Annotated in this window: 26 protein-coding genes and 1 tRNA gene; 15 read left to right on the forward strand and 12 right to left on the reverse strand. The window is 54.5% G+C overall.

The features are described 5' to 3' along the window. Positions 1–164: 164 nt before the first annotated feature. Positions 165–404 carry a helix-turn-helix domain-containing protein gene (locus ACR0K5_RS04345; protein WP_480628489.1) on the reverse strand — a complete coding sequence of 80 codons (240 nt, stop codon included), beginning with the start codon at positions 402–404 and terminating at the stop codon, positions 165–167. A gap of 173 nt (positions 405–577) precedes the next feature. Between ACR0K5_RS04345 and ACR0K5_RS04350 the strand changes: the two genes are divergently transcribed. From ACR0K5_RS04350 to ACR0K5_RS04360, 3 genes are all read left to right on the forward strand, one after another. Then, on the forward strand, positions 578–1,138 hold the full coding sequence (locus ACR0K5_RS04350) for a hypothetical protein (RefSeq protein WP_480628490.1): 561 nt from the start codon (positions 578–580) through the stop codon (positions 1,136–1,138). 66 nt (positions 1,139–1,204) lie between these two features. Further along, entirely contained in the window at positions 1,205–1,432 is a 228-nt protein-coding gene (locus tag ACR0K5_RS04355) for a hypothetical protein (RefSeq protein WP_480628491.1), read from the forward strand. A gap of 306 nt (positions 1,433–1,738) precedes the next feature. Beyond that, positions 1,739–2,371: a hypothetical protein gene (locus tag ACR0K5_RS04360; RefSeq protein WP_480628492.1), complete on the forward strand. Its 633-nt coding sequence runs from the start codon at positions 1,739–1,741 to the stop codon at positions 2,369–2,371. Positions 2,372–2,392: 21 nt separating this feature from the next. Here the strand turns inward: ACR0K5_RS04360 and ACR0K5_RS04365 are convergent, their stop codons facing one another. Beyond that, a complete protein-coding gene (locus ACR0K5_RS04365; RefSeq protein ID WP_480628493.1) occupies positions 2,393–2,515 on the reverse strand; it encodes a DUF3768 domain-containing protein in 123 nt (40 codons plus the stop codon). Between ACR0K5_RS04365 and ACR0K5_RS04370 the strand changes: the two genes are divergently transcribed. Next, positions 2,493–2,663, forward strand: coding sequence for a helix-turn-helix transcriptional regulator (locus tag ACR0K5_RS04370; RefSeq protein WP_480628756.1), 171 nt, complete (start codon positions 2,493–2,495; stop codon positions 2,661–2,663). The two genes, ACR0K5_RS04365 and ACR0K5_RS04370, sit on opposite strands and share 23 nt — an antisense overlap. Positions 2,664–2,770: 107 nt before the next feature. On the opposite strand, the gene ACR0K5_RS04375 is transcribed toward ACR0K5_RS04370, so the two are convergent. The 7 genes from ACR0K5_RS04375 to ACR0K5_RS04405 form a co-directional block, all read right to left on the reverse strand. Then, positions 2,771–3,724 (reverse strand): DUF4055 domain-containing protein, encoded by a 954-nt coding sequence (locus ACR0K5_RS04375; RefSeq protein WP_480628494.1) that lies wholly within the window; start codon positions 3,722–3,724, stop codon positions 2,771–2,773. Next, positions 3,721–3,990 (reverse strand): hypothetical protein, encoded by a 270-nt coding sequence (locus tag ACR0K5_RS04380; protein WP_480628495.1) that lies wholly within the window; start codon positions 3,988–3,990, stop codon positions 3,721–3,723. The genes ACR0K5_RS04375 and ACR0K5_RS04380 overlap by 4 nt, the downstream gene beginning before the upstream one ends. Positions 3,991–4,876: 886 nt before the next feature. Continuing rightward, the gene (locus tag ACR0K5_RS04385; protein ID WP_480628496.1) at positions 4,877–5,194 is read right to left on the reverse strand and encodes a hypothetical protein; all 318 of its coding nucleotides are present in this window, start codon (positions 5,192–5,194) and stop codon (positions 4,877–4,879) included. After that, positions 5,191–5,706, reverse strand: a complete 516-nt coding sequence (locus tag ACR0K5_RS04390; RefSeq protein WP_480628497.1) for a hypothetical protein — start codon at positions 5,704–5,706, stop codon at positions 5,191–5,193. Before ACR0K5_RS04390 ends, ACR0K5_RS04385 begins: the two co-directional genes overlap by 4 nt. Beyond that, positions 5,706–5,939: a helix-turn-helix transcriptional regulator gene (locus tag ACR0K5_RS04395; protein WP_480628498.1), complete on the reverse strand. Its 234-nt coding sequence runs from the start codon at positions 5,937–5,939 to the stop codon at positions 5,706–5,708. The genes ACR0K5_RS04390 and ACR0K5_RS04395 overlap by 1 nt, the downstream gene beginning before the upstream one ends. 144 nt (positions 5,940–6,083) lie before the next feature. After that, complete coding sequence (locus ACR0K5_RS04400) at positions 6,084–7,313, reverse strand: tyrosine-type recombinase/integrase (protein ID WP_480628499.1); 1,230 nt, start codon at positions 7,311–7,313, stop codon at positions 6,084–6,086. 139 nt (positions 7,314–7,452) lie between these two features. Further along, positions 7,453–7,528, reverse strand: a tRNA-Thr gene (locus tag ACR0K5_RS04405). Between the two features lie 173 nt (positions 7,529–7,701). Here ACR0K5_RS04405 and ACR0K5_RS04410 point away from each other — a divergent pair. Beyond that, positions 7,702–8,571, forward strand: coding sequence for a hypothetical protein (locus ACR0K5_RS04410; RefSeq protein WP_480628500.1), 870 nt, complete (start codon positions 7,702–7,704; stop codon positions 8,569–8,571). A 28-nt stretch (positions 8,572–8,599) separates the two neighbouring features. On the opposite strand, the gene ACR0K5_RS04415 is transcribed toward ACR0K5_RS04410, so the two are convergent. Next, complete coding sequence (locus tag ACR0K5_RS04415) at positions 8,600–9,505, reverse strand: LysR family transcriptional regulator (RefSeq protein WP_480628501.1); 906 nt, start codon at positions 9,503–9,505, stop codon at positions 8,600–8,602. Positions 9,506–9,594: 89 nt separating this feature from the next. Here ACR0K5_RS04415 and ACR0K5_RS04420 point away from each other — a divergent pair, with 89 nt between their 5' ends. From ACR0K5_RS04420 to ACR0K5_RS04465, 10 genes are all read left to right on the forward strand, one after another. Then, the gene (locus tag ACR0K5_RS04420; RefSeq protein WP_480628502.1) at positions 9,595–10,770 is read left to right on the forward strand and encodes a pyridoxal phosphate-dependent aminotransferase; all 1,176 of its coding nucleotides are present in this window, start codon (positions 9,595–9,597) and stop codon (positions 10,768–10,770) included. Then, a complete protein-coding gene (locus ACR0K5_RS04425) occupies positions 10,767–11,969 on the forward strand; it encodes an acyl-CoA dehydrogenase (RefSeq protein WP_480628503.1) in 1,203 nt (400 codons plus the stop codon). Before ACR0K5_RS04420 ends, ACR0K5_RS04425 begins: the two co-directional genes overlap by 4 nt. 11 nt (positions 11,970–11,980) lie before the next feature. Continuing rightward, entirely contained in the window at positions 11,981–14,170 is a 2,190-nt protein-coding gene (locus ACR0K5_RS04430) for a thiamine pyrophosphate-dependent enzyme (protein ID WP_480628504.1), read from the forward strand. Further along, the gene (locus tag ACR0K5_RS04435) at positions 14,167–15,204 is read left to right on the forward strand and encodes an ACP S-malonyltransferase (RefSeq protein ID WP_480628505.1); all 1,038 of its coding nucleotides are present in this window, start codon (positions 14,167–14,169) and stop codon (positions 15,202–15,204) included. The genes ACR0K5_RS04430 and ACR0K5_RS04435 overlap by 4 nt, the downstream gene beginning before the upstream one ends. A gap of 533 nt (positions 15,205–15,737) precedes the next feature. Next, positions 15,738–16,640, forward strand: a complete 903-nt coding sequence (locus ACR0K5_RS04440) for a hypothetical protein (RefSeq protein WP_480628506.1) — start codon at positions 15,738–15,740, stop codon at positions 16,638–16,640. A 68-nt stretch (positions 16,641–16,708) separates the two neighbouring features. Next, positions 16,709–17,986 carry a hypothetical protein gene (locus tag ACR0K5_RS04445; protein ID WP_480628507.1) on the forward strand — a complete coding sequence of 426 codons (1,278 nt, stop codon included), beginning with the start codon at positions 16,709–16,711 and terminating at the stop codon, positions 17,984–17,986. 382 nt (positions 17,987–18,368) lie between these two features. Further along, positions 18,369–18,590, forward strand: a complete 222-nt coding sequence (locus tag ACR0K5_RS04450) for a hypothetical protein (RefSeq protein ID WP_480628508.1) — start codon at positions 18,369–18,371, stop codon at positions 18,588–18,590. Further along, entirely contained in the window at positions 18,587–18,991 is a 405-nt protein-coding gene (locus tag ACR0K5_RS04455; RefSeq protein ID WP_480628509.1) for a helix-turn-helix domain-containing protein, read from the forward strand. Before ACR0K5_RS04450 ends, ACR0K5_RS04455 begins: the two co-directional genes overlap by 4 nt. Positions 18,992–19,056: 65 nt before the next feature. Then, on the forward strand, positions 19,057–19,668 hold the full coding sequence (locus tag ACR0K5_RS04460) for a holin-associated N-acetylmuramidase (RefSeq protein ID WP_480628510.1): 612 nt from the start codon (positions 19,057–19,059) through the stop codon (positions 19,666–19,668). Continuing rightward, positions 19,659–20,237 (forward strand): holin family protein, encoded by a 579-nt coding sequence (locus ACR0K5_RS04465; protein ID WP_480628511.1) that lies wholly within the window; start codon positions 19,659–19,661, stop codon positions 20,235–20,237. Before ACR0K5_RS04460 ends, ACR0K5_RS04465 begins: the two co-directional genes overlap by 10 nt. Positions 20,238–20,707: 470 nt before the next feature. Here the strand turns inward: ACR0K5_RS04465 and ACR0K5_RS04470 are convergent, their stop codons facing one another. Further along, positions 20,708–20,926 carry a hypothetical protein gene (locus ACR0K5_RS04470; protein WP_480628512.1) on the reverse strand — a complete coding sequence of 73 codons (219 nt, stop codon included), beginning with the start codon at positions 20,924–20,926 and terminating at the stop codon, positions 20,708–20,710. 122 nt (positions 20,927–21,048) lie between these two features. Beyond that, positions 21,049–22,140: an NAD(P)/FAD-dependent oxidoreductase gene (locus ACR0K5_RS04475; RefSeq protein ID WP_480628513.1), complete on the reverse strand. Its 1,092-nt coding sequence runs from the start codon at positions 22,138–22,140 to the stop codon at positions 21,049–21,051. Between the last annotated feature and the right edge of the window lie 14 nt (positions 22,141–22,154).

The raw sequence follows: 22,154 nt of genomic DNA on the forward strand, positions 1-22,154 counted from the left end.
CGAAGTATACATAGCTTCGCGCCTGTGGAGATGCCGTGCTCGCCGTGCAGAGCGCGTCAGCGACGGGCTATGGCAGTCGATACTATGTCAAGCTAGATGAACAGATGCCCCATTGACGAAGAAACACACACCAAAAACAACAAAATCAAGTCACTCGCAAAATCTTATGGCTTAACCATCTCGGCTAGTATTTGGCTGAAAGCCTCAACGCCTGTTGTCGCCTCCGCCCACTTTGCAAATTCAACGACATCCATCCGCCTTTCACCAGTTTCGCACTTAGCAACGAACGATTGAACCGTGCCCAAACGTTCCGCAAGTGCAGCTTGCGTCAAACCCGCTTGGAGTCTGGCTTCTTTAAGGCCAGCTATCAAAATTTGGTGTTCTCTTGTTCTGAGGGATTTCAATTGCAGGTGCCGTAATGATCAATCATTGGCGACCTGATAATCCCAAGTTAGAATAATCCCATTTTGGAATAAGATTAACTAACTTGCCGAGAATTATACTTACATTCCTGCTGCTTGCTTTCGGCAGCGTCGCTTTTGCACAGACAGCGACCGAGCGACACAACCTTGAAACCGTGTTCCGTGAGCTCGACCATGCCTCGCGTGAAGCGGCGCAATTTGAACTTCAACAGCAGAACTTGTACTTACAGCAGATTGACGGCCTCTGGGGTGCTGGAACTCAGCGGGCTCTATTGGCCGCGTTGTTTATGTTGAACGAGGTTGGAACGGAGGTTTCGGTAGAGACGGAAACCGACGCCCAACATTTCCTCAACTTCATCATTTCTGGTTCTGCGCAAGGTCTCATTTATGGTGAAGCAGATGAGCCAGAGGAGAATATTGGCTTGCCAAATTGGCTGGCGAACTACCTATCGTTTGATGCACAGATCGCCGATTGGCGACATGCAACTTACCAAATCAAAGTCGCATCTGCCGCAAACTACTACACGGCCTTGATTCCCTCCGACGCCCAAGTACAGCGCCTGATCCAAACTGGACAGTTGCAGATGATCGCGGAGCGCATCGCTCCATGTATGGATGAGATGATCGAATTCGGTGTGAAGACCGGGCAAAAACGCGTGTCTGATCCTATCTACCCTGATTTTTCGCAAGTGTGCGCAGCGCTGGTCCTTCAATAGACCTCAAAACTTGCCGGTCTTTACTTGGCACGAACCTTCTAACCCCCCGCAAACACAGGATACGAAATGAAGTTATTAATCGGCGTGGTCGCCATGATGGTTTGCTTCTATTTTGGCCAATCAATGCTCCGCAGTGGAAAACAATTGAAGACCAATGGTCATAAGATTAGCGGGTGGTTCCGCATAATCTGTTCGATCCAGTTCATACTAGGTCCACTGATCGGCATGGCGATGATTTTGTCCGCCAAGTCGCCACTGAGTAACGAAACGGCCGAGCACAAGTATGCATTGTGAACTGTGCTCGGATGGGGTCGATTAAGCCTCGATCTCTGCACTCAGCGACAATACCCCGTGCTCGACATTTTCTGAGCCACTGTACGCTTACGCTCAAGAGATCTGCAGTCTGCTTCTTCTTAAGGAAAGTTGGTGAAATTCTAGAGGTTGGGGAAATTCTAGAGGTTGGGGAAACGACAATCTCAATCTTAGTCGATTTTTGTGTGTTCATTTGGGAACTCCTTGATACCGTGCGGTATTGAAATAGCAAACTTTTGCTACTTTCTGTATGGACACGCCAAACGCAGCGGTTCTAGGTTGGAAAAGATGGACGATTTGCCGAAAGATAAGTTTCCTAGAAAACTAAAAGAGCTACGGTCGATTGATAAGAACAGCGACGCAGAGCTCGGCAGAAGGAGCGTTGAAGACTCATGCTCCCTTGTACGCGAGGAGTGGCGCACACGATTTGAAGCTGAGCGGGGCCAGTCTGGAGGTGAGCCAGACAAGTCCAACGGTGATCAAAAAAAGAAAAAGCCAAAAAAAACGGCAAATGACTCAGCCAACGAATTCCTTCGAAAAAACGTTTACCGAATAGGGAACTTACTACTTGATATGGACCAAATCGAAGCAGTTAGGAGCCTGTTTCCCTCCGAGCCGACGCGCCGAAGCGATGTTCCGTCACTTGAAGAGAATATTTTTCACTGGATATTGGTGCGCATGTTTCCCCCAAGTCATGGTGAAATGCTACTCTCGGTAAGAAACCGGATGGCAAAACAGCTTGTGTACGCGCGACGGCACAGAATTCCAGCATATCTGCTTGTCGGCTTCTTGTACCAAGTGAAAAACTCAAACAACTTAAAAGAAGAAATTGAGTGTAACGCCTATGAATACTGGTACGCACGCCTCGTACCCGGTGCTGAAACACTGGCCAAAATAAAAGAAAAAAGCCAGTCGGAGTGACCCGACTGGCTAGATGTTCTCTCAGTATTCCGTCGATAGTAACAACGTCATAAACCGCTTAGTTTCGTCTAGGTTGGCAGGATCTTCTGACTCGTCGTCTAAGTCATTATTGTAGTAGTTTATCTCCCAGCTAAGCCAACTCACCGAGTCGTACCCGTTTAGCGGGCCGACGATTTATAGGCTCATAAAAAAGGGAAAGTTTCCTAAGCCCATTAAGATCGGCAGCCGATCCTATTGGATAAAAGATGAAGTTGAAGCCGCGATGCAGGCGTTTGCCAACGCACGAGGCTGAACACACCCACCCTACAAACGAAGCCCTAGCAACAGGGAAAACTGAACTGGCTCTCGACGTAGTTCGGCAAGCTGTAGCGAGAAGTACAAGAGTCTTTTGCGTCGATTTCACCGGTGACTATCGGGCGCGGCTTGCTGAACTGGACCCAGCCTTCCCATCCCTGCGGTCGCGCCTTGAGGCAGAACCCAGAACGCACCGCTACCGATTTGCTGCGGCTTGTTTGCCTCGTTGATCGAACCAGCAATCCAAGGCGTCGGCTGGGACGTCAGGAACAGCGACCAATAGTAGTCAGCCGACACGCGCCAGTGAGCCAGGTTGACGTTAACGAGGTCGAGGAATGGCGGCTTTTCCACATCGACTTTCAGGTTGTAGGGCGAGATGACAACAGCCGGGATATGGTCCAGATGCTTTCCGTTCACCACCGGCGTAATCGGCTCGTGAATTTCGACCTCGTGGGTGGACGCATCGGTTTTCGAACGGGTCACATGGTAACGCCGTACCGTGTAGACAGGATCGAGGGTCAGGACGAGGTGTTGTTCGACGCCGCTGTCTTCAAGTTCGGCATCATCCTCATGCAGACGCAGATACGTCAGCTTCTGCCGACCTTCGACCAGTTCATTGCGCCAATCCAAAATTGACTCCGCATCGAAGGTCGAGATGAAAGGAGCGGATGCAGGTGCCGCCCCTTCTTGCGGATAGTCGAGGACCAGAGCGCGGCGTCCAATGGACATCACCTCGCGCAGTGTGTCGTCAATTAAGGTGGTGATCGAATTGCCTTCGAACGTCGCGGTATCCCGCATCGGTTCGAGCCGGGTTGGCAATTCGATCACCGGGGCGTTGCGCGTTGCCGCGCCAACGAGGCCACGCAGTGTGCGCTCTGCAACGGCGTAGAAGGAACCGCCGGTGAGATAACGCGTGAACTGCGATTGGGTCATCCCTTCGGGTCTGGGCAGATAAATCTCGCCCTGCTTTTTCAGGCGATCTTCGCCTTCGATCACATCGCGGATTTTGTCATATTCGGTCCGGCGGTCGTGGTATGAGCGGTGATAGATTTTGGTCATGTCAAATCACGCGCGATGACCGTCCACGGAATTTCGAACCAACTGTCTTTGGCGACGCGATGAACACGAACTCCGTTCGCGGTTTTGTCGGCCAAGACGCCGTGGAATTCGGCGCGTGGTTTGTCATCCTCCGATTTGAACGCGGCCAAGATCAGAGCTTTGGCATCGGCTGGAGTGATCGGTAATGGCAAATGTGTGGCTGTATGGATGTCGATCCCTACAAGTCGGCAGCCCTCCGGGCTTTCAACGATCTGAAATTCTCTCATTGGGGGCTCCCCGGTGAAGTGATGCCGGGTGGGTCTGAAAGGCGAAGCCAACAAGGACAGGAAGCGGCTTCTGGTCAGCGAGCACCCACCCGGCGCGAAACACTCGCAATTTGTTATTGCAACTCAGAATTGAGCGCGCGACCGGAAGTTTAGGTACAACTCGGGAAGATTGAGGGACACGCAGAGCGCGTCAGAGAGGCAGGTTTGTAGGTCGTTGGGCATGATGGTGGGGAAAACGCGCTCTATGGGCGTTAGCGCCGAGCAGAGCGAGTGAGACGATGGGTTTATGGGCCAGAGGCGTGGCTTGGGTTTGGTGGGCGCAGGGTAAACGTGGAAATTGTGATCTTCTGGCTTCGCGGGGGCGGGTCGGGATCGCTCAGAGAAAAGGGGTAGTCGCGATGGATATCCGTAGCCGAACCGTGGATTTTGGCTGTTACAAGGATTGTCACAAGGATTGCGGACAGAATTGTGCTTTAAGTTCAATTTGTTGAGTGGTCAGATCAACTGATGACTGATCACTTAACTATGGGCATTTGTGCGCAGATGACGGATATCCGCCGGGAGTCAGGGACATATGTGCAGAGATGCGCCCATTCAGGTATGGGCGCGATAGTCCCAGAATTTGGTCTTATCCACGCGTACGCGCGCGCGAGGCGTCAAACAAAAACGCCTTACTGATCACTGCTACAAAGCACTCTGGACGTGGGACCGCACGCACTTTTGCCTGTGGTCAAACTTTGGTGGTCCTGTCGTTTCGAAAAACCACCTAAAACCAAGGTGATACCACCCAAAACCGCAGAAACCACAGAAAACACAGTGCATCGCTCCCGAAAACGAGCAGTACACGCGCGTACGCGATGTGTGCGCGCACGCGTAACGCAGTTTTCTAACCACACGGTTCACACGCGACCGCCTGTTTCTCCTGTTCCGTCAGTTCCAGCACCCACGGGCGACACTGTCTTTTTGCCACGGTCGTGTTCTGTCTCGACTCCATGCCGACAGCGCGCAATGCCTTTGCGAACTCGGTCGCCGATCCTGACCAACCAGACGCTCTGGCGCCAGCTTTCAACGGTGCCCACTTAACGAAGTACCGCTCACCGTCGAACAACGCCGCTCCGTGATGGAACGGTGCGTCCTTTAGTCCACGTGAACGTAGACGATGGTTCTGGTGGCAGTATTCAAGAACCCAGTCGCGCGTAATCATGCGAACTCATCCTCCGACAGATCAAGCACCCAAGGCCTTACTGACGTGTTGGCAATCGTTGTAGGTGTCCGGGGCCTCAAACCTGCTGCTTTTAGGTCATTGCTAAAGCGTTGGTCATGCCCACAGAAACCATGCTCCCGCGCGTTTACGAGCAGCGATTTGCGTTGCACGATATACTGGCCATGCTCGAACAATGCCGCGCCCGAAAGGAACTTCGAGTCATCTAGCCCGCGATCCAGATGGTTCTGGCGACAGTAGTCGAGAGCCCAGTTGCGGGTCGCGCGCCATTGACCTGTCACAGGACACCGTGTCTCTGCATTGCGCAACAGAGGTTCGATCAGCGCCTTGTGATCACCGCGATAGGTCCAAACTCGGTTCGTCTGTTGCGTATATGCGCGCTCGAACCGGGTTTTGGCCCGAGCAGCAGCGACTCTCATCGAAACGACAAAGCCATCTTCCGTGTGAACATCACAGCCCTCACCATCTTCGTGCAGTTCGATCTTGGTGATCATCAGCCCTGCTCCCGCATCCATGCGACCACATCATCACGCAGATAGCGAACTACCCGGCTTGTCGGTTGCGAATAAGGCGGACCAAAGGCGTCTTTGCGCCAGCGGAACAGCGTTTCCGTTGTGACACCAAGAAACGTCGCCGCTTCTTCTGGATTCATTACTTGGGGTGGGTTTGCGCGGATCATATCCACGCGTAGGTCAGACAATTGCTGACCGATCTCGTCGAGGGTCATAGTAACTCCATACATTTGATGAAGCCCACATGACCGCTCCGCATCCTGCTCCCTGATCGTGCGCAATGCACGTCGTTTCGCGCGAACGGCCTCATAGCTTGGTCAGGTCATTACACCCCAAGCATGGAGGCAAGTGAATTCAACTTAGGCGTGCTTCCGACCAATTTCAACAACATTGCAAGGTGTATCCTGAAGCTGCTTTTTGATCGCCGCCGCAATGGCGTCAGCACCTCGCTTCTGCTCGTCAAAGCTTGGTTCGCCATAATGCCCAAGCATACGCAGGTCGTTGTCTGTCAGCGTCTGTTGGGCGAGCCAGCGGTGTACATGGCGCGGGCAAACCTCGCGCGCCGCCGTCATCCAGAAATGCCGCAGGTCGCCGGGATTGGTCAGTTCGAGCCCGTCCATCTGGCCCAGGTGTTTGCGCTTGTCCCCAATAATCCGCCGAGACGGAAACACCCAGTCGCAATCGTCATACCGGATTTTGCGCAAGCGCTTGAGCATCCGCACCGCGTCATCTGACACGGCGATCATGCGGTCATAGGTATGCTTGCTGCGCCGGAACGTAATTGCCCCCTTGTCCAAATTGACCTGATCCCATGTGAGGGCGCGAAACGTCTCTTGGCGAAATCCCGTGTACCAAGTCAGCATCCACCAAAGACGGATATGCTCATTCGGTATCTGCTCAATCTCAGCCCAGCGATCCGACCAAGGCACGGACAGGTCGAGTTTGCCCGTCTCGACGCGGCTCTTGATCGTGGTGTTGTCCAGCAGCGATGGAATCGGCAGCGCCAAGGCGCACAGGCGATTGACGAAACGAACCACTGCCCCGGCCAGTACAGATGCTGTCCGCGCGCCATGCGGGCGCGTCAGTTGAAGAGCATTCAGGTACTGATTGATTTCGAGGATCGGCAGCTCGTCCACATGGACATCTGCCCAGCGCGCGAAACGCAGCTTGAATGTATTGCGATAATCCTTGGCGGTTTTCTCGACCATCGGTGCTTTGCCCGACGCCCGCTCGCTTGTACGGTGTTCGATGTACTGTTCCAGAGCCTCGGCAAACGTCGGGATGCCAAGAGCCGCCTTCTGAGTTTCGCGCTCATCGCGAGTCAGCACATTGCCCTCGTGGATGTCGAGCAGCGTCGCGCCCATCTGCTTCTTTGCCCAAGCGCAATGCGCACCTTTGCTTGCCCACTGCGCCAGCTTGACCGACCGCGTTTTTTGCGCGCCAGAATCCCACTTGGTTACGTACCAAGTTTTGACCCCGCTCTTGGTCACACAGAGGCGCAACCCCTTGCAGGAGGGATCTGAGAACCATGTTGTCTTGGTTGTGGACAGCGACTTTAGCGTCGAATCCGTGAACTTAATCTGCGGCATACCATGTCCTTGTAATGACCGTTTCGTTACAATGTTCATGATACGTTCTAACCATAATCAAACCCAACCGAAGATTAAGAATGCACCTCAAGTAATTGAGGAAACATCTTATTTTGCCGGTGTTTGACTGGTGTTTAAGTGGTGCCCCCACACGGACTCGAACCGCGGACCTACTGATTACAAATCAGTTGCTCTACCAGCTGAGCTATAGGGGCACTGGCTGTCGATTACTTCCTCTGGCAGGAGACTGCAAGCCTCATTTTTACCCGAACTTGGGGATTGCCCGATTTCTTGAGAATGTGCAAAAAACATCACGGTCAATCCGTTGCGAATTTTTCTTATTCAGCGGGCGCGACTATGCGGAAATGCCTGAGGTAAAGGAAACAAGATGCAGGTTGTTATCCATGCCGGCGCTGCCTTTACCGATGAAGGGCAAATTCTGTCTTCGCTTCTTGCAAACAAACGGGTTTTGGCAGACTACCGCGCCGCTGCTTTGGGGCCTCGCCGGTCTCGTCAATTCGTCAAAGAGATGTCTGACGCTTTTTCCCGGGACTCCCCTATTGCGGAAGCGCGGGGGAAACTGGATGTGCTTTGGTCGGACGCTCCGAATCTGGACCGCGTAATTCTGTCAAGCGACAAGTTCTTCGGTCCCAGGCGTACTGCCTTGCAGCATGGTCAAATCTATCCGTTCGCGGGAAAAAGAACAGCCTATACCGAAGCAATTCTTGAAGGCGCAGAGGTCGAAGTGTTCGTAGGCCTTGTGAACCCTGGGGTTTTTATTCCGAAAATCCTGATGTCCATCCACGAAGACCATCGACAGGAGATTCTGACCAGTACCGATATTAGCTGCCTCAGTTGGCTGAGTATGATCGAAGATCTGAGGGATCTTACGCCTCAGGTCCGCCTCACACTGTGGCAGAATGAACATTCGCCTTTGATTTGGGGAAATATCGTCCGTGCACTGGCGGGGCTACCCGACGAAGCCCCGATTCACGATGAGTTTGCTTTCTTGTCGTCACTTCTGACCGAAGCTGGACAGCGGCTTGTTCTGGACATCGCAAGACAGGGTGACGCCATCGATAAGAACAGCCGGTGTGAAGAACTGGCACGTGTTCTGGACGAACATGCCCGCCCTGAACAGATAGAAGAGGAACTCGACCTTCCCGGATGGAACGTGGACATAGTTGACGCGTTTACCGATCTATACGAGCAGGATGTGGCTAAGATTCGAGCTATGCCGGACATTCGGGTGTTGTGACTCTGATAGCCTGTTTAGAGGGATTTGGTTACCTGCCCATTTTGACCTGTCTGACGACCCAATCCAGGAACACCTGCACGGCTGCATTCTTCTGACCGGCTGGCGTCGCGATGTAATAGGCGCTGTTCGAAGTGTTATTGATCTGGCCAATTTCAGTCAGAACGCCGGACGACAGCTCCTCTTCAATCAAATAAGAAGGCAGAATAGCGACACCCAGGCCAGCTACGGCAGCTTCGATCAACATTGAGAACTGGTCGAACCGCATCCCGGGAAAAACTGCTGCCGGATCAAGCCCCAGCTGGGAATGATACGTAGACCACAACTCGGGGCGCGAGGTTAGATGCAATAGTGGCAGGTCAAAGGTTTGCGCGCTGGTGTCCAACTGGTGATGCTTCAGCATATCGGGTGCTGCCGTGACCACCAGATGCTCGGGGAACAACCTGCGCAGCTGCGCGCCCGGCCAATCTTCCTGTCCGAAATGGACAGCCAGATCCATTCGCCGTTCCTCGAGGCTGAAAGGAGTAGTGTAAGAGTGCAAGTCCAGTTGAATCGCCGGATGACGCGTTTTGAAATCCGGCAGACGCGGCACCAACCACCGCGTTGCAAAGGTGGGCAAAACAGCCAAGGTCAACAGCGACGCACCATCTCCAGCAGCAATTGCACGATTGATCGTGCCGCTGAGACGTTCAAGATCACCTGCCAGTTCGTCTCGCAATGCCCGCCCTGCTTTTGACAGGCGCACCGCGCGCCCGACTCGCCGAAACAGTGTGACGCCAATCGCGGCCTCAAGCTCTCGGACCTGACGGCTGATCGCGCTTTGGGTCACGCCGAGCTCCTCAGCCGCCATTGTATAGCTTTCATGGCGCGCGGCAGCTTCGAAACTTCGCATAAGCGCAAGAGATGGCAGAGAGTTGATCCGGGGCATATCATTCATGAGTTTTAGTCACCAAAAAGATACTTAATGGCGTATTTTTATCAAGTAATTTTGCAGCTAAAACCGAACAGGTTTGCAGGGGAAGTTTCATGGTGTTCCAGCGCGCTGACCGGTTGAACGGTATCGAATTGTCGGAAATCGTCCAGATCTCTGAGGCCGCCGCCCGCCTGCGCGCCGAAGGGCGCGATATTCTGGCATTGTCAACTGGCGAACCGGATTTGCCGACGCCACCGCATGTGGTCGAAGCTGCTCATGCAGCGGCACTGGAGGGCAAAACCAAATACCCGCCCACTGCCGGCGTGCCCGCACTGCGCACGGAAATCGCCCGACAAGCGGGTGCCGAGATGGCCCAGGTCATCGTTTCAACAGGCGCGAAACAGGTGATCGCAAATGCCATGCTGGCTAGCCTGAACCCCGGCGACGAAGTCATCATGCCTGCTCCTTATTGGACCAGCTATTCCGATATTGTCCGCATGGCAGGTGGGGTACCGGTTGTTCTGCCCTGTCCAATGGAGCAGGGCTTCAAACTGCTGCCTGAACAATTAAAGGCGGCCATCACACCGCGCACGCGCTGGCTGATGCTGAATACGCCATCGAACCCGTCGGGCGCGATTTACTCAAAGGCTGAAATTGCCGGGCTGGCTGACGTACTGGTGCGTCACACTCAGGTCTGGGTTCTGGCGGATGAGATTTATCGCCATCTCAGTTATGTGCCTTTCACTTCGGTGGCCGAGGCCGCCCCGGCACTGACCAGTCGCATGCTGATCGTCAACGGTGTGGCCAAGGCCTGGTCAATGACGGGATGGCGCATTGGTTGGGGGATCGGACCGACCGATCTGATCAAAGCCATGGTCGCAGTACAAGGACAGGTCACATCTGGGGCATGCTCGATCTCGCAATGGGCATCGTTGGCGGCGATCACCTGCGACCCTGATTTGCTGGAAGAGCGTCGCGCCCTCTTTGCGGCGCGTCGCGATCTGGTCGTAGACGGGTTGAACGCTGTGCCGGGTTTGCGCTGTGCCGCGCCGGACGGGGCATTTTATGCTTTTCCGTCCTGTGCGGACCTGCTGAACGAACAAGGCGGGCCATTTGACAGTGACGCGGAATTCTGCACGTGGTTGCTGGAAGATGCCGGTGTTGCTCTGGTTCCTGGCCGTGCCTTTGGGATGCCGGGCCACCTCCGCCTGTCATTCGCTTATGCCGAAGATACAATTGCAGCGGGCCTTGCGCGTTTGAAATCCGCTGTGGAAAGGAAACTTGCATGAAACCTCAATCCGCCCCGCATCTCGGCCCATTCACCTGGGACGATCCGTTTTTGTTGGAAGACCAATTGGCTGAAGACGAACGCATGGTTCGTGATGCAGCACATGCCTATGCGCAGGATAAGCTGCTGACTCGGGTGACCGCCGCGTTTGCCAATGAAGAAACCGATCCGGCCATCTTTCGCGAGATGGGCGAAATGGGCCTGCTGGGGACCACCATCCCCGAGGAATATGGCGGTATTGGGTCCAGCTATGTGACCTATGGTCTGGTCGCACGCGAGGTCGAGCGAGTGGACAGCGGCTATCGCTCGATGATGTCGGTGCAATCCAGTCTGGTCATGTATCCGATTTACGCATACGGCACCGAAGACCAGCGCACGAAATACCTGCCGAAACTGGCAAGCGGCGAATACATCGGCTGCTTTGGGTTGACTGAACCCGATGCCGGTTCTGACCCCGGAGCGATGAAGACAGTCGCTAAAAAAACCGAGGGCGGTTATGTGCTGAACGGATCCAAGATGTGGATCTCAAACGCCCCGATTGCGGACGTGTTCGTCGTTTGGGCCAAGTCTGAGGCGCATGGTGGCAAGATCAAGGGCTTTGTTCTGGATAAGGGAACAGCTGGCCTGTCCGCTCCCAAAATCGAAGGTAAACTGTCCCTGCGTGCCTCGATCACCGGTGAGATCGTGATGAGCAATGTCGAGGTCGGAGAAGACGCCCTGCTGCCCAATGTCGAAGGTTTGAAAGGCCCGTTTGGTTGCCTGAATCGTGCCCGTTATGGCATTGCCTGGGGGTCGATGGGTGCAGCCGAAGCCTGTTGGCACGCCGCGCGGCAATATGGGCTGGATCGCAAACAGTTCGGTCGTCCGCTGGCGCAGACACAGCTGTTCCAGTTGAAGCTTGCCAACATGCAAACCGAAATCACGTTGGGCCTGCAAGCCGCGTTGCGTGTGGGTCGTCTGATGGACGAAGCCCGCGCCGCGCCCGAGATGGTCAGCCTGATAAAACGCAACAATTGCGGCAAGGCGCTCGAGATCGCCCGTCATGCCCGCGACATGCATGGTGGCAACGGGATCAGTCAGGAGTTCCACGTGATCCGCCACATGGTGAACCTTGAAACCGTCAACACCTATGAAGGCACCCATGATGTGCACGCCCTCATCCTGGGCCGCGCACAAACAGGGTTGCAAGCCTTCGCCTGAGGACAGCTGACATGGATCGCGCCGCAATCGTGCATGACAATTTCCTGCGCCGGGTTGCGGCGCGGGACTTCCCCGAAGGTTCTGCACCGGCCGGACCGCTGACCGGACACAAAGCCGTGGCACTTTACCGGTCGCAATGTCTGAGCCGGGCGCTGGATCGGCAAAGCCGCACCATGCAGAAAGCGGGACAGGGGTTCTACACGATCGGGTCATCCGGGCATGAGGGCATGGCGGCTGTTGCCGCGGCCCTGCGCCCGACCGATCCGGCCTTTCTGCACTACCGCGATGCGGCGTTCCAGATTGCCCGCTCCGATCAGGTTCCGGGTCAAAGCCCGACATGGGACATTCTGCTGTCCTTCGCCTCATCTTCCGAAGACCCGATCAGTGGCGGGCGTCACAAGGTTCTGGGATCGAAAGCGCTGTGTATTCCGCCGCAGACTTCAACCATCGCCAGCCATCTGCCGAAGGCGGTTGGCGCAGCTTATGCCGTCGCCGCCGCAAGGCGCCATCGTCCTGAACATGCAGACATGCCCGAGGATGCCATCGTCTATTGTTCCTTCGGGGATGCCTCGGCCAACCATTCCACCGCACAGGGCGCTTTCAACACGGCGCAGTGGACGTCATTCCAGTCTGTCCCTCTGCCCCTTCTGTTCTGCTGCGAAGACAACGGGATCGGTATCTCGACCAAAACGCCGAAAGGCTGGATCGCGGCCACCTTCGCTAACCGGCCGGGCCTGAAGTATTTCTCGTGCGACGGCTTGGATATGTTTGACACCTATCGCGTCGCGCAACAGGCGGCCGAGTATGTGCGCAGCCGAAAAAAACCCGCCTTCCTACATATTCGGACTGTGCGCCTCTATGGTCACGCCGGGGCCGATATGCCAACCACCTATCTGCCAAAGACCGAGGTCGAGGCCGAAGAGGCAAACGACCCACTGCTGCATACCGTACGTTTGCTAGACCAGTTTGGCGCGATGAGCCCTGAAACGGCGTTGACCGTCTATAACGATACCTGCGCTCGGGTCGCCCGCGTGGCCAATCAGGCCGTCACACGCCCACGCCTGCAGCATGCCAAAGACGTGATGGCCAGCCTGATTCCACCTGCACGCCCCTGTGCACCGACCAATGGTCCAAGCCCCGAACGTCGGGCCGAAGTGTTCGGCGGCGACCTAAAGGCACATGCTGAACCCCAGATCATGTCGCGGCTGATCAACTGGGCGCTGACCGATCTGATGCTGGAACACAGCGAGATCGTCATGATGGGCGAAGATGTCGGGCGCAAAGGCGGCGTTTACGGCGTGACGCAAAAGCTGCAAACACGATTTGGCCCCGACAGGATGATCGACACCTTGCTGGATGAACAGTCTATCCTGGGTCTGGCTATCGGCATGGCCCAGAACGGGTTCACGCCAATGCCTGAAATCCAGTTTCTGGCGTACCTTCACAATGCCGAGGATCAACTGCGTGGCGAGGCCGCTACCCTGCCCTTTTTCTCGAATGGTCAATACACTAACCCGATGGTCGTACGCATTGCCGGGCTGGGGTATCAAAAGGGGTTTGGTGGGCATTTCCACAACGACAACTCAGTCGCCGTTCTGCGCGACATTCCGGGCCTTATCCTGGCCTGCCCGTCGAACGGAGCAGACGCCGCACGAATGTTGCGTGAATGCGTGCGTCTCGCGCGTGAAGAGCAACGACTTGTGGTGTTCCTCGAACCCATTGCTCTCTACCCGATGCGGGACTTGCACGAGGCCGGGGACGGCGGCTGGATGCAAATCTATCCCGCCCCCTCTGAAAAGATCGGCTTCGGCGAAGTTGGTGTGGAGGGTGACGGTGACGATCTGGCCATTGTCACCTTTGGAAACGGCGTCTACCTCAGCCATCAGGCACGCCAGACACTGCAGGCCGACGGGATCAAAACCCGGATCGTTGATATGCGCTGGTTGTCCCCTTTGCCCAAAGAAGCTCTGACGCAGGCCGTGGCCGGAGCCAGACGCATCCTGATTGTTGACGAGACCCGTCATCATGGCGGCGTGGCCGAAGCTCTCATGGCGCATTTCCATGAAACCACCGACGTGCCGCTGGCCCGCATAACCGCTGAAGACAGCTTTATCGCCACCGGTCCGGCTTATGCCGCAACCATGCCATCGAAAGACAGCATCGAGACAGCGGCACGATCCCTGATGGAGACCGGCAAATGAGTTCCGCCAAGCAAACTGCCGTTGTCATCTGCCCCGGTCGGGGTACCTATAATAAACCCGAGCTGGGTGTTCTGGGTCGGCAATTCTCTGACAAGACCCTTCTGGCGCGCTTTGATGAAATGCGGCGCGCGCAGGGGCAAGCCACCCTCAGCGAACTGGACGGCGCCGCGCGATATTCCATCGCCAAGCACACCCGAGGCGACAATGCATCATCCCTGATCTATGCCGCTACTCTGGGTGATTTCCGTGCCATTGATCCTGGCAAAATCGAAGTGGTTGCAGTGACAGGGAATTCGATGGGTTGGTATTCAGCGCTGGCCTGCGCCGCTGCGCTATCGGCCGAAGGAGGGTTCGAGGTGGTCAATACTATGGGCACCTTGATGCAGGAGAACATGATCGGCGGCCAACTGGTCTACCCTTTCATGGATACCGACTGGAACCCCGATCAGGCCCGTAAAGCAGAACTGCTTTCTTTGGTGGATGACATCAACGGTACAGAAGCAACGCTGACCTTGTCGATTGATCTGGGCGGCATGTTGGTGCTTGCGGGCGACGACGCCGGTTTGACCGCGTTCGAAAAGGCCGTACCGGTGGTTCAGGAACGGTTCCCCATGCGATTGGCAAACCATGCCGGGTTCCATTCGCATCTCCAGGCTCCGGTGGCGGCGCAAGGCCGCAAGCAACTGAGCGCTGGTCTTTTCCGGCAACCGGACCTGCCCGTGATCGACGGTCGCGGCCAGGTCTGGTGGCCCGGAGCATGTGACCTGAATGCACTGTGGCAATACACTCTGGGCCATCAGGTGACCGAGACCTATGATTTCACTCACGCAATCACGCAGGCCGCGCGAGAATTTGCGCCAGACCTGTTTATCGTCACCGGCCCCGGCACAACGCTAGGCGGGGCTGTCGCACAAAGCCTGATTCAAGCTGGATGGGGTGAGTTACAGGACAAGGCCAGCTTCCGAACAAGACAAAATGAGAGTCATCTTCTGATTTCAATGGGGCTGGAAGAACAACGTGCGCTTGTCACCTGAACGGCCAATTTGATCCTGCGCGCAGGCTGGTCAACATCCCGGACTGGTGATTGATCTGGCAGAGCACTTTCGACATGCTCCCTGTTGCGTTTTTGCTGTTCGGGAACATTGCAGATGCGCTGCGTCTTGTTGATTCCACCGCCTACATTTGATTGCTTCTTCAATTTGTTGAAATCTTGGAAGGCGGCGTTCACCTCGGCCCCTGTCTAACCAAAATGCCCGGAACTGTAGGCATCGTTGTTGTGGGCAAAGGTAACCTTGAGACTTAGGAGGTTTTTCCACCCCCGCGTCGTTTCTAAGCCGGGGTGGGGCAAATATCTGGCTGTTCAGGTTAAGGTCGTTAATGTCGGGGCCATTGGATGAAAACTGTAATCCCTTTCAATGTCTTGCATGGTCAAAGTAGTGAGCGTGCCGGTTGAAACGGGATTGTTATTGATACTCCAGCATTACGCTCTCATTTAATAAACCTCCCCAAAAACGTCGATTTCTGGTAATGTGAGTTTTATATTGATAATTTTAAATAGGTTTGTTCCATGCAATTTCATGTTGATCCCGACAAGGCTTCACAACTTAATTTGAGGACTGGTGTTAAGCCCGCTACTATTCTGGCAGTTCTTCCTGCTGAAACCAATGTCACCAAAATTTCCGAACACCCCTCGAATTCGGTTTGGTGGAAGATCGATGCCGACTTGAACGGAGATGTCGTTCAGGGATATGTGCATTCCAGTTTCCTGAAATCAGGTCACGTTGAAGATGTTTCACCTGTGCTTTCCGGGGACTTTCCGGAAGCACATATGAAAAAAAACGGGAAATCCAGATTGATGGATGGTGGCCGGGCGTTTCCGTTAGATGAAGTAGGTATGCCTTTTCGAGCCAGCAACTCTGCTTCCGAGATAGTGGAAATAATCAACTATCTTGAGCCCGACAATTCATCACACAAACGCTACATTGCGACGGGCGGAAAAACATTTTGCAATATCTACGCATATGATTACGCATGCCGGTGCGGTGTTTATTTACCGCGTGTTTGGTGGACAGCCAAAGCTCTTATGGCAATAGAACAGGGCCAACACGTCACCGTTAAGTACGCCAAAACCGTACGAGAGATGAATGCCAATATGCTTCATGATTGGTTCATCGACTATGGAAAAACCTTTGGTTGGAACAGGGTTTTCAAACCGTCGGATCTTCAATCATCCGCAAATCAGGGAAAGGTTGCGATAATCGTCGCAAAGAGAGCTAACCTGTCGCGGTCGGGCCATATCGTTGCAGTTGTCCCGGAACATAACGGCATAGTTGCCGGGAAAAAGTCAGGCAATATTACACGACCTGTTCAGAGTCAGGCCGGATCAACTAATTTTACGGCAAAACCGTCTTCTAAAGTTTGGTGGGATGATGCGCGATTTCAATCTTTTGGGTTTTGGGTCCACGACTAGCGTGAATAGTATTCTGGGTTTATTCAAAAAGACTGGATTGCCACGACGCCTTTGAAAGTGAGCAGGTCGTGTTTGGCGCTTTCATTGCTTTTGCAAGAATTATCGAAAAGATCGATGCGCCACCTTCCTTTATTTTACTTACAGTGGATGTTGTGGATCAATCTCGAGTTTGGGGCAAGATCCGATCCACACGACTCTTTGGGTGCGCACTGCCTTCGACACAACTGAGAAATCCCACAAATGACGCAGTAAATCTCCTTTCTCAGCTGAGCGGTTTTGGGAAAACTCTAAAATTTTCAACAATTTTGTGTTATGAAGGCGATTATTTCAAAATTTCCTTGGGGGTCAGAATGCGCAGATTACTTGCCAATTCCTGTTTTGCTGTTCTTGGAATGCTCGCACTGTCGGCTTGCTCTTCAGTGGCTATAGATCCAGACACCGGAATGCAGTTTCGTGCAGCCGATGTGCCAGAGAACAGACTGGTCACAGAGGTTTCCGTTGCCCGAACGGACTCTAACGAAAAAGATTTGATCGAAAAGGAAATGAAGGAAGTCAGAGACCTGACTTCTGACCAGTTCAATGAAGTTCTGAGTGAATTGCCACGACCGCCCTGCGAACCAGGTATCCCACCAGAGCTCTGCTCCAGAGACATACAAGCCAGTACTATTCGTTCTTTGTTCGGATCAGTGTCGGGGATCACGACCTGGGAGTTTTATAGAACGGCGTTCAGTCGGGGTAATATTTTTGGCAAACGAAACACGAAGGTCAGAGGGAAAATCCTAAGAGAATGCCTGCACGACAAAAATTTGGCAGGCTACGAATATGATGACATTAAAAGGACGTTGCGTCTGTGTGTTGTGATGATAACCAACATTCCCAGACCAAAAGACGGCGCAAGAGTTCGCTTCCAGTATTTCCATGTCGAAGCCGTGAAAGTGGGTGTCGATGAAAAAAGAACATCGGACGGAGGTCCCTACCCAGGAGGTTATGACGCCGGTAACGTCTTCCACGATGCCTTTGAAAAAACAGGCTTGCGGGTAAGTGCTGCTGTAGCGGAAGATTTTAAGTACAAGCTCTTTGCGCATGGAACCAACATAAAGGTGGTGAGGTATTGGGAAGCGAATACAACATCCCTTTTCGGAAAGGCGACTTTCAAGAAGTACAGACCGGGCGACGATGATATTGTTGATAACCGCATAAGTTGGTACTTTGATGAAAGCGACCGTGCTTGCGTCGATATGATGTTTCCCGTCTATCCTCCCCCTAAATTGCCGAACGACGCAGAAGCAGGTCGGGATTATTGTTTGGGCAGATGTGACAATCCGCCGATCGTGAATACGAAGTGACCGTTTGCAGGCGCTCAGCAGCCTAAACGTAAGAGGTTGTCTCAAAATTGCGATAAGTCGAGATATTAGTGGGCCAGGGCATGTCAGGTCCGGGTGGTTGTTTGTGTTGCCCGGACTACCCACACATATGCGCTCGGTCCGACTCCGAAGTCTCCTCCAGTGAGTGGCGATGTCAGATATTCGCAGCAGAATTCCGCAATGTTTGTTCTTGTTTCCGTGTATCTGGAAGCAACAAAATCTGCTCATCACTGCATCGTTTTTAGCTTAGCTGCAACAAAATGCACCAGTTTGGTTTTGCATCGCACCAAGCAGTTTGGAGCGTGCCGCGACAACCTAAACAGGTTACCAGCGCCCTTACACCGCCAATAAACGAAACCTCCCGGTGACCGATCACGCCGTGCTCCGTTGGCTGGAGCGCGTGGCGATGGTCGATATCGAAGCGGTGCGCCGTCAGATCCACAGAGAGACGCGAGAAGCGTTAAACAGCGGTGCAAAGCGTGCGGTGGTTAACGGTACCGACTACCGCATGCAGGGCGGTGTGGTCACCACCGTGATTTCCGGTCGCCGCAACATGCGCCCATTGAACTGGCCGGAGGGCAAATGACCCAGTGGCGTGGAATCATGGGCGAGGTCGCCGAGAAATGCGGAAAGCAAGTTGCGCATGCTCTGATGCGGCAGCTAGGTGGCACACGCTTTTACGTACCGAAGCAGTACACCGAAAAAGGTCCATTGGCACCGCTTGAGAAAGATGATGCCGAGGCACTGATTGCGGAGTTTGCCGGTCAGATTATCTATGTGCCGTCTCTGTTGGCGACCCGCACCAAGCCGGAAGACCGCTTCGCTGAAGTTGAGGCTCTGGTCGATGACGGCTTGACGACTTCGGAAATCGCCGCAAGGTTGGGCATCAGCCAGACCTACGTGTTCCAGATCCGCAAAGCTGCGGGTGCGCCGAAGATCGCAAACAAGGTTCATCCCGACCAACTCCCCCTTTTTGACCTAAAGTAGGTTTAGAGGGAAATACCCTCTGAACTCCTCCATTTTGCTCCTGCATCATGCAGGAGCAATTCCCTTTGAAATCCGTAAAACAAATTGCCGAAGAGATCGTTGCCCGAGAGGGTGGCTTTGTGAACGATCCCGACGATCCGGGTGGTGCGACCAAATATGGCGTGACCATCCACACCATACGCCGCCTCGGGCTTGATCTGGATCGGGACGGCAACATCGATGTTAACGATGTTCTCCGCGTCAGCCGACCTCTGGCCGTGCAGGTTTTCACCAGCCACTATTTCACCAGACCGCGTATCCACCTGCTTCCGGAGCCGCTGCAGGCATCTGTCTTCGACATGTATGTAAACGCCGGTTCGAATGCGGTGCGGATCCTGCAGCGCGTATTGAGCAAGTTTGCGTTCGCTCTTACCATTGATGGTATCATTGGCCCCAAAACCGCCGAAGCCGCCGAAGCTGTCTATCGGGATGCGGGTGAGCTGCTGGTTGATGCTTATGGGATCGCGCGACGCGACTATTACTTTCGCCTGGCAGATCGACGCCCTGCATCCCGCAAATACGCCCGCACCCGGAAGGGCAAAAAGGGCGGGTGGATAAACCGGGCCGAAGAATTCATCTCGCCCCGATTTCACCTGAGTGATGAACAATTCCAACGGAGGGTCGCACGATGGGCCTGATGGGCAATATCTTTGGCTTGCTGTTTGGCGGCGGGCGCAATGTCGTTCGGGACACCGCCGAGGTGTTTCGGGAAAATGCCGAAGCTGCTGGCCAACGGTCTTTCGAGTACGACAAAGAGGCTATGGCACAGTTTACCGCCGAATTTGCCAGCGCCAAAACAACGCGGTTCGACAGTTTTGTCGATGCCATCAACCGCATCCCGCGCCCCTTGATGGCGCTGTCGGTCGTTGTCCTGTTCGCTGCTGCGATGACCGATCCCGTTTGGTTTGCTGCCCGGATGCAGGGGCTGGCGCTGGTTCCGGAGCCGCTCTGGTGGCTAATGGGTGTGGTCGTGTCGTTCTATTTTGGCGCGCGACATCAGCTCAAAACCCAGCAGTTCCAAAGGTCCATCGCCGAGACATTGGCCTGTGCCCCTGTGGTGGTCGAAAACATCGCTGCCCTGCGCGGTCTTAACCATACCAGCCCTGGCATTGCCGACACCGGCACGGACAGCCAGCTGGCGCTCAACACAACTCGGGCCGAGGCCGACAACCCTGCAATTTCCGCGTGGCGGACCGGGGATGGCTGACCTCTAGGTGCCCGTCAATAGTCTGAGTGAAATGACCATATGTCGGCTGCGAGCCCTAAACGGTCTTCGCCGTATGAGCTGCTCGCTGCGGGCGCTTCGGCAGTTCAAAACCCAAACCGGACGTTCAATGTGCTTTCTTAACGAGATGACCAACCTACCTCCCAAGGCGAGGCCTTGGGAGGCTAATGTCGGGTGTAGATCTAAGGATGATCGTTTTAATCAGATCGCCAAAATCAAACACGTAGAGGTTCCGTGTGCATACAGCGTCCCATCCTCACCCAACAATCGAGCTTCGGCAGTGCCGGTTCGCCCCCCACGTGTATGGCGTGCGCTTCACAGCGCAAGGCCTCAAGGTTGGGGCGAATAGCACGCACCATGTTAACTTTGGTCTCCAGCGTTGTAAAAGCTCTGCCAGCTGGCAGCTTGCTTTGAGCCGCCACACCAAGAGCCGCGTCGAGGACGGTCATTGCTCAGCCTCCGTGTACCGCACCTAAATGATTCAAATGACGTCCACCAGGAGTGCAGTCCAAGACAGCCACTCCGTCGTCGACAGCCGACAGTCGGAAATTCATGGTGCTGGCCATATCGGGCTGCGGAAAGTCTCGTTCCATGGAGAGCTTTAGGAACTCAAGGCCAGACATTGCCTTGATTGCTTCCACATAGTTCTTGGTCTGGTTAGTAGTTGTCATATCAGATTTCCTAACTGACTGGCCGCCCATATCGGGCTCATACACATGCAGTCAAAGTTCAACGTTTTGGAGCGCAGGCGTTCCTGAAAAGAGCGCTGACAAATCGTTCCCGAGACGCAGAACTATTTTTCAGCGTCGGCAAAGCCAAAGGCCTTGCGATATTTGGGAATGAAAAGGTCTTTGCCTTTCATCTTACGGGTGATCCAGTCGCCAACTGTTGCGAAGAGCCAGCTATTGCCGATGACTGGGCCGAGTGGCACCAGAATGGGTGCTCTTTTCCATGGCGAGTAGGGTTTCTGACTCTCAACGGGTGCACCATCCAACACTTTCTTAAGCGTCTTGATGAGCCATGGATTCTGTCGGGTCGTCGCCACGATTGTCATTCCGTCGCCAACGTCGGCTATGTCACCGGCGACGAAGACGTTAGGATAGTCTGATGGGCGCAGCCACTTGTCGGTCTTGACCCGACCCGCAGAACCCACTTGCACCCCTGGAAGGCCTTGCACCAACGACGATTGGGGTTTCGATCCGATCACCGGAAATACAAGATCAGCCTCGATCACTCGTCCGTCGATCAAACTCACAGCCCCCTTGTACGGCTGATCCAAATGGCGCAAGTCCTGCGCGCGTTGGCCGAGAATGACGGTCACGCCAAGTCTTTCCAGTTTGCGTTTGAGTTGCGCGCCCAACTTGGTGGGATACATTGGAAACAAAGTATCGTCCGACGAAATCAAGGTAATGGACTTGCCAGGCTGTGCCGAGGCGATCTCGCCCGCAAGTTCAGTCCCGACTGCGCCCGCTCCCACAATTGCAACTGAGTTCGCCTTGGCCAGCTGCGCGCTGCCATCCGTACTGGCTTGACGAAAATCAGAAATGCTGTCGCCCGACGGTTTGAATGGTGCAGCATAGGATGATCCGGTGGCGATAACGATTATGTCCGCCGGAAAGACGGCCCCGGAGTCCAAAGTGACCTCTGACTGGGAGACTGACGCGGCGCGGCCCCGCACGACCTTTCCTGATTTTAGCAGATTGTCGTATGGCAGGATGATCTGGCCCAGTAAGGAAGGCTCAACCAGCGCACGGATCGCCGCGGGTGGCTGCACAAAGGCTTCGCGTTGTTCGATCAGAGTGACCTCCGCATGAGCATCCAACTTCTGAGCGACTTCAAACCCGACATAGCCCCCTCCAACAATCACGATTTTCTTCTTGGCCATCGGGTCCCCCATTG

The organism is Ruegeria sp. AB9 (genome assembly GCF_056542585.1).

What these genes read in the sequence shown, in the direction of transcription:
- ACR0K5_RS04355 (WP_480628491.1), top strand. Translation starts at nt 1,205, where the DNA reads ATGAAGTTATTAATCGGCGTGGTCGCCATGATGGTTTGCTTCTATTTT.
- ACR0K5_RS04360 (WP_480628492.1), top strand. Translation starts at nt 1,739, where the DNA reads ATGGACGATTTGCCGAAAGATAAGTTTCCTAGAAAACTAAAAGAGCTA.
- ACR0K5_RS04375 (WP_480628494.1), bottom strand. Translation starts at nt 3,724, where the DNA reads ATGACCAAAATCTATCACCGCTCATACCACGACCGCCGGACCGAATAT.
- ACR0K5_RS04380 (WP_480628495.1), bottom strand. Translation starts at nt 3,990, where the DNA reads ATGAGAGAATTTCAGATCGTTGAAAGCCCGGAGGGCTGCCGACTTGTA.
- ACR0K5_RS04385 (WP_480628496.1), bottom strand. Translation starts at nt 5,194, where the DNA reads ATGATTACGCGCGACTGGGTTCTTGAATACTGCCACCAGAACCATCGT.
- ACR0K5_RS04390 (WP_480628497.1), bottom strand. Translation starts at nt 5,706, where the DNA reads ATGATCACCAAGATCGAACTGCACGAAGATGGTGAGGGCTGTGATGTT.
- ACR0K5_RS04395 (WP_480628498.1), bottom strand. Translation starts at nt 5,939, where the DNA reads ATGACCCTCGACGAGATCGGTCAGCAATTGTCTGACCTACGCGTGGAT.
- ACR0K5_RS04400 (WP_480628499.1), bottom strand. Translation starts at nt 7,313, where the DNA reads ATGCCGCAGATTAAGTTCACGGATTCGACGCTAAAGTCGCTGTCCACA.
- ACR0K5_RS04410 (WP_480628500.1), top strand. Translation starts at nt 7,702, where the DNA reads ATGCAGGTTGTTATCCATGCCGGCGCTGCCTTTACCGATGAAGGGCAA.
- ACR0K5_RS04415 (WP_480628501.1), bottom strand. Translation starts at nt 9,505, where the DNA reads ATGAATGATATGCCCCGGATCAACTCTCTGCCATCTCTTGCGCTTATG.
- ACR0K5_RS04420 (WP_480628502.1), top strand. Translation starts at nt 9,595, where the DNA reads ATGGTGTTCCAGCGCGCTGACCGGTTGAACGGTATCGAATTGTCGGAA.
- ACR0K5_RS04425 (WP_480628503.1), top strand. Translation starts at nt 10,767, where the DNA reads ATGAAACCTCAATCCGCCCCGCATCTCGGCCCATTCACCTGGGACGAT.
- ACR0K5_RS04430 (WP_480628504.1), top strand. Translation starts at nt 11,981, where the DNA reads ATGGATCGCGCCGCAATCGTGCATGACAATTTCCTGCGCCGGGTTGCG.
- ACR0K5_RS04435 (WP_480628505.1), top strand. Translation starts at nt 14,167, where the DNA reads ATGAGTTCCGCCAAGCAAACTGCCGTTGTCATCTGCCCCGGTCGGGGT.
- ACR0K5_RS04440 (WP_480628506.1), top strand. Translation starts at nt 15,738, where the DNA reads ATGCAATTTCATGTTGATCCCGACAAGGCTTCACAACTTAATTTGAGG.
- ACR0K5_RS04455 (WP_480628509.1), top strand. Translation starts at nt 18,587, where the DNA reads ATGACCCAGTGGCGTGGAATCATGGGCGAGGTCGCCGAGAAATGCGGA.
- ACR0K5_RS04465 (WP_480628511.1), top strand. Translation starts at nt 19,659, where the DNA reads ATGGGCCTGATGGGCAATATCTTTGGCTTGCTGTTTGGCGGCGGGCGC.
- ACR0K5_RS04470 (WP_480628512.1), bottom strand. Translation starts at nt 20,926, where the DNA reads ATGACAACTACTAACCAGACCAAGAACTATGTGGAAGCAATCAAGGCA.
- ACR0K5_RS04475 (WP_480628513.1), bottom strand. Translation starts at nt 22,140, where the DNA reads ATGGCCAAGAAGAAAATCGTGATTGTTGGAGGGGGCTATGTCGGGTTT.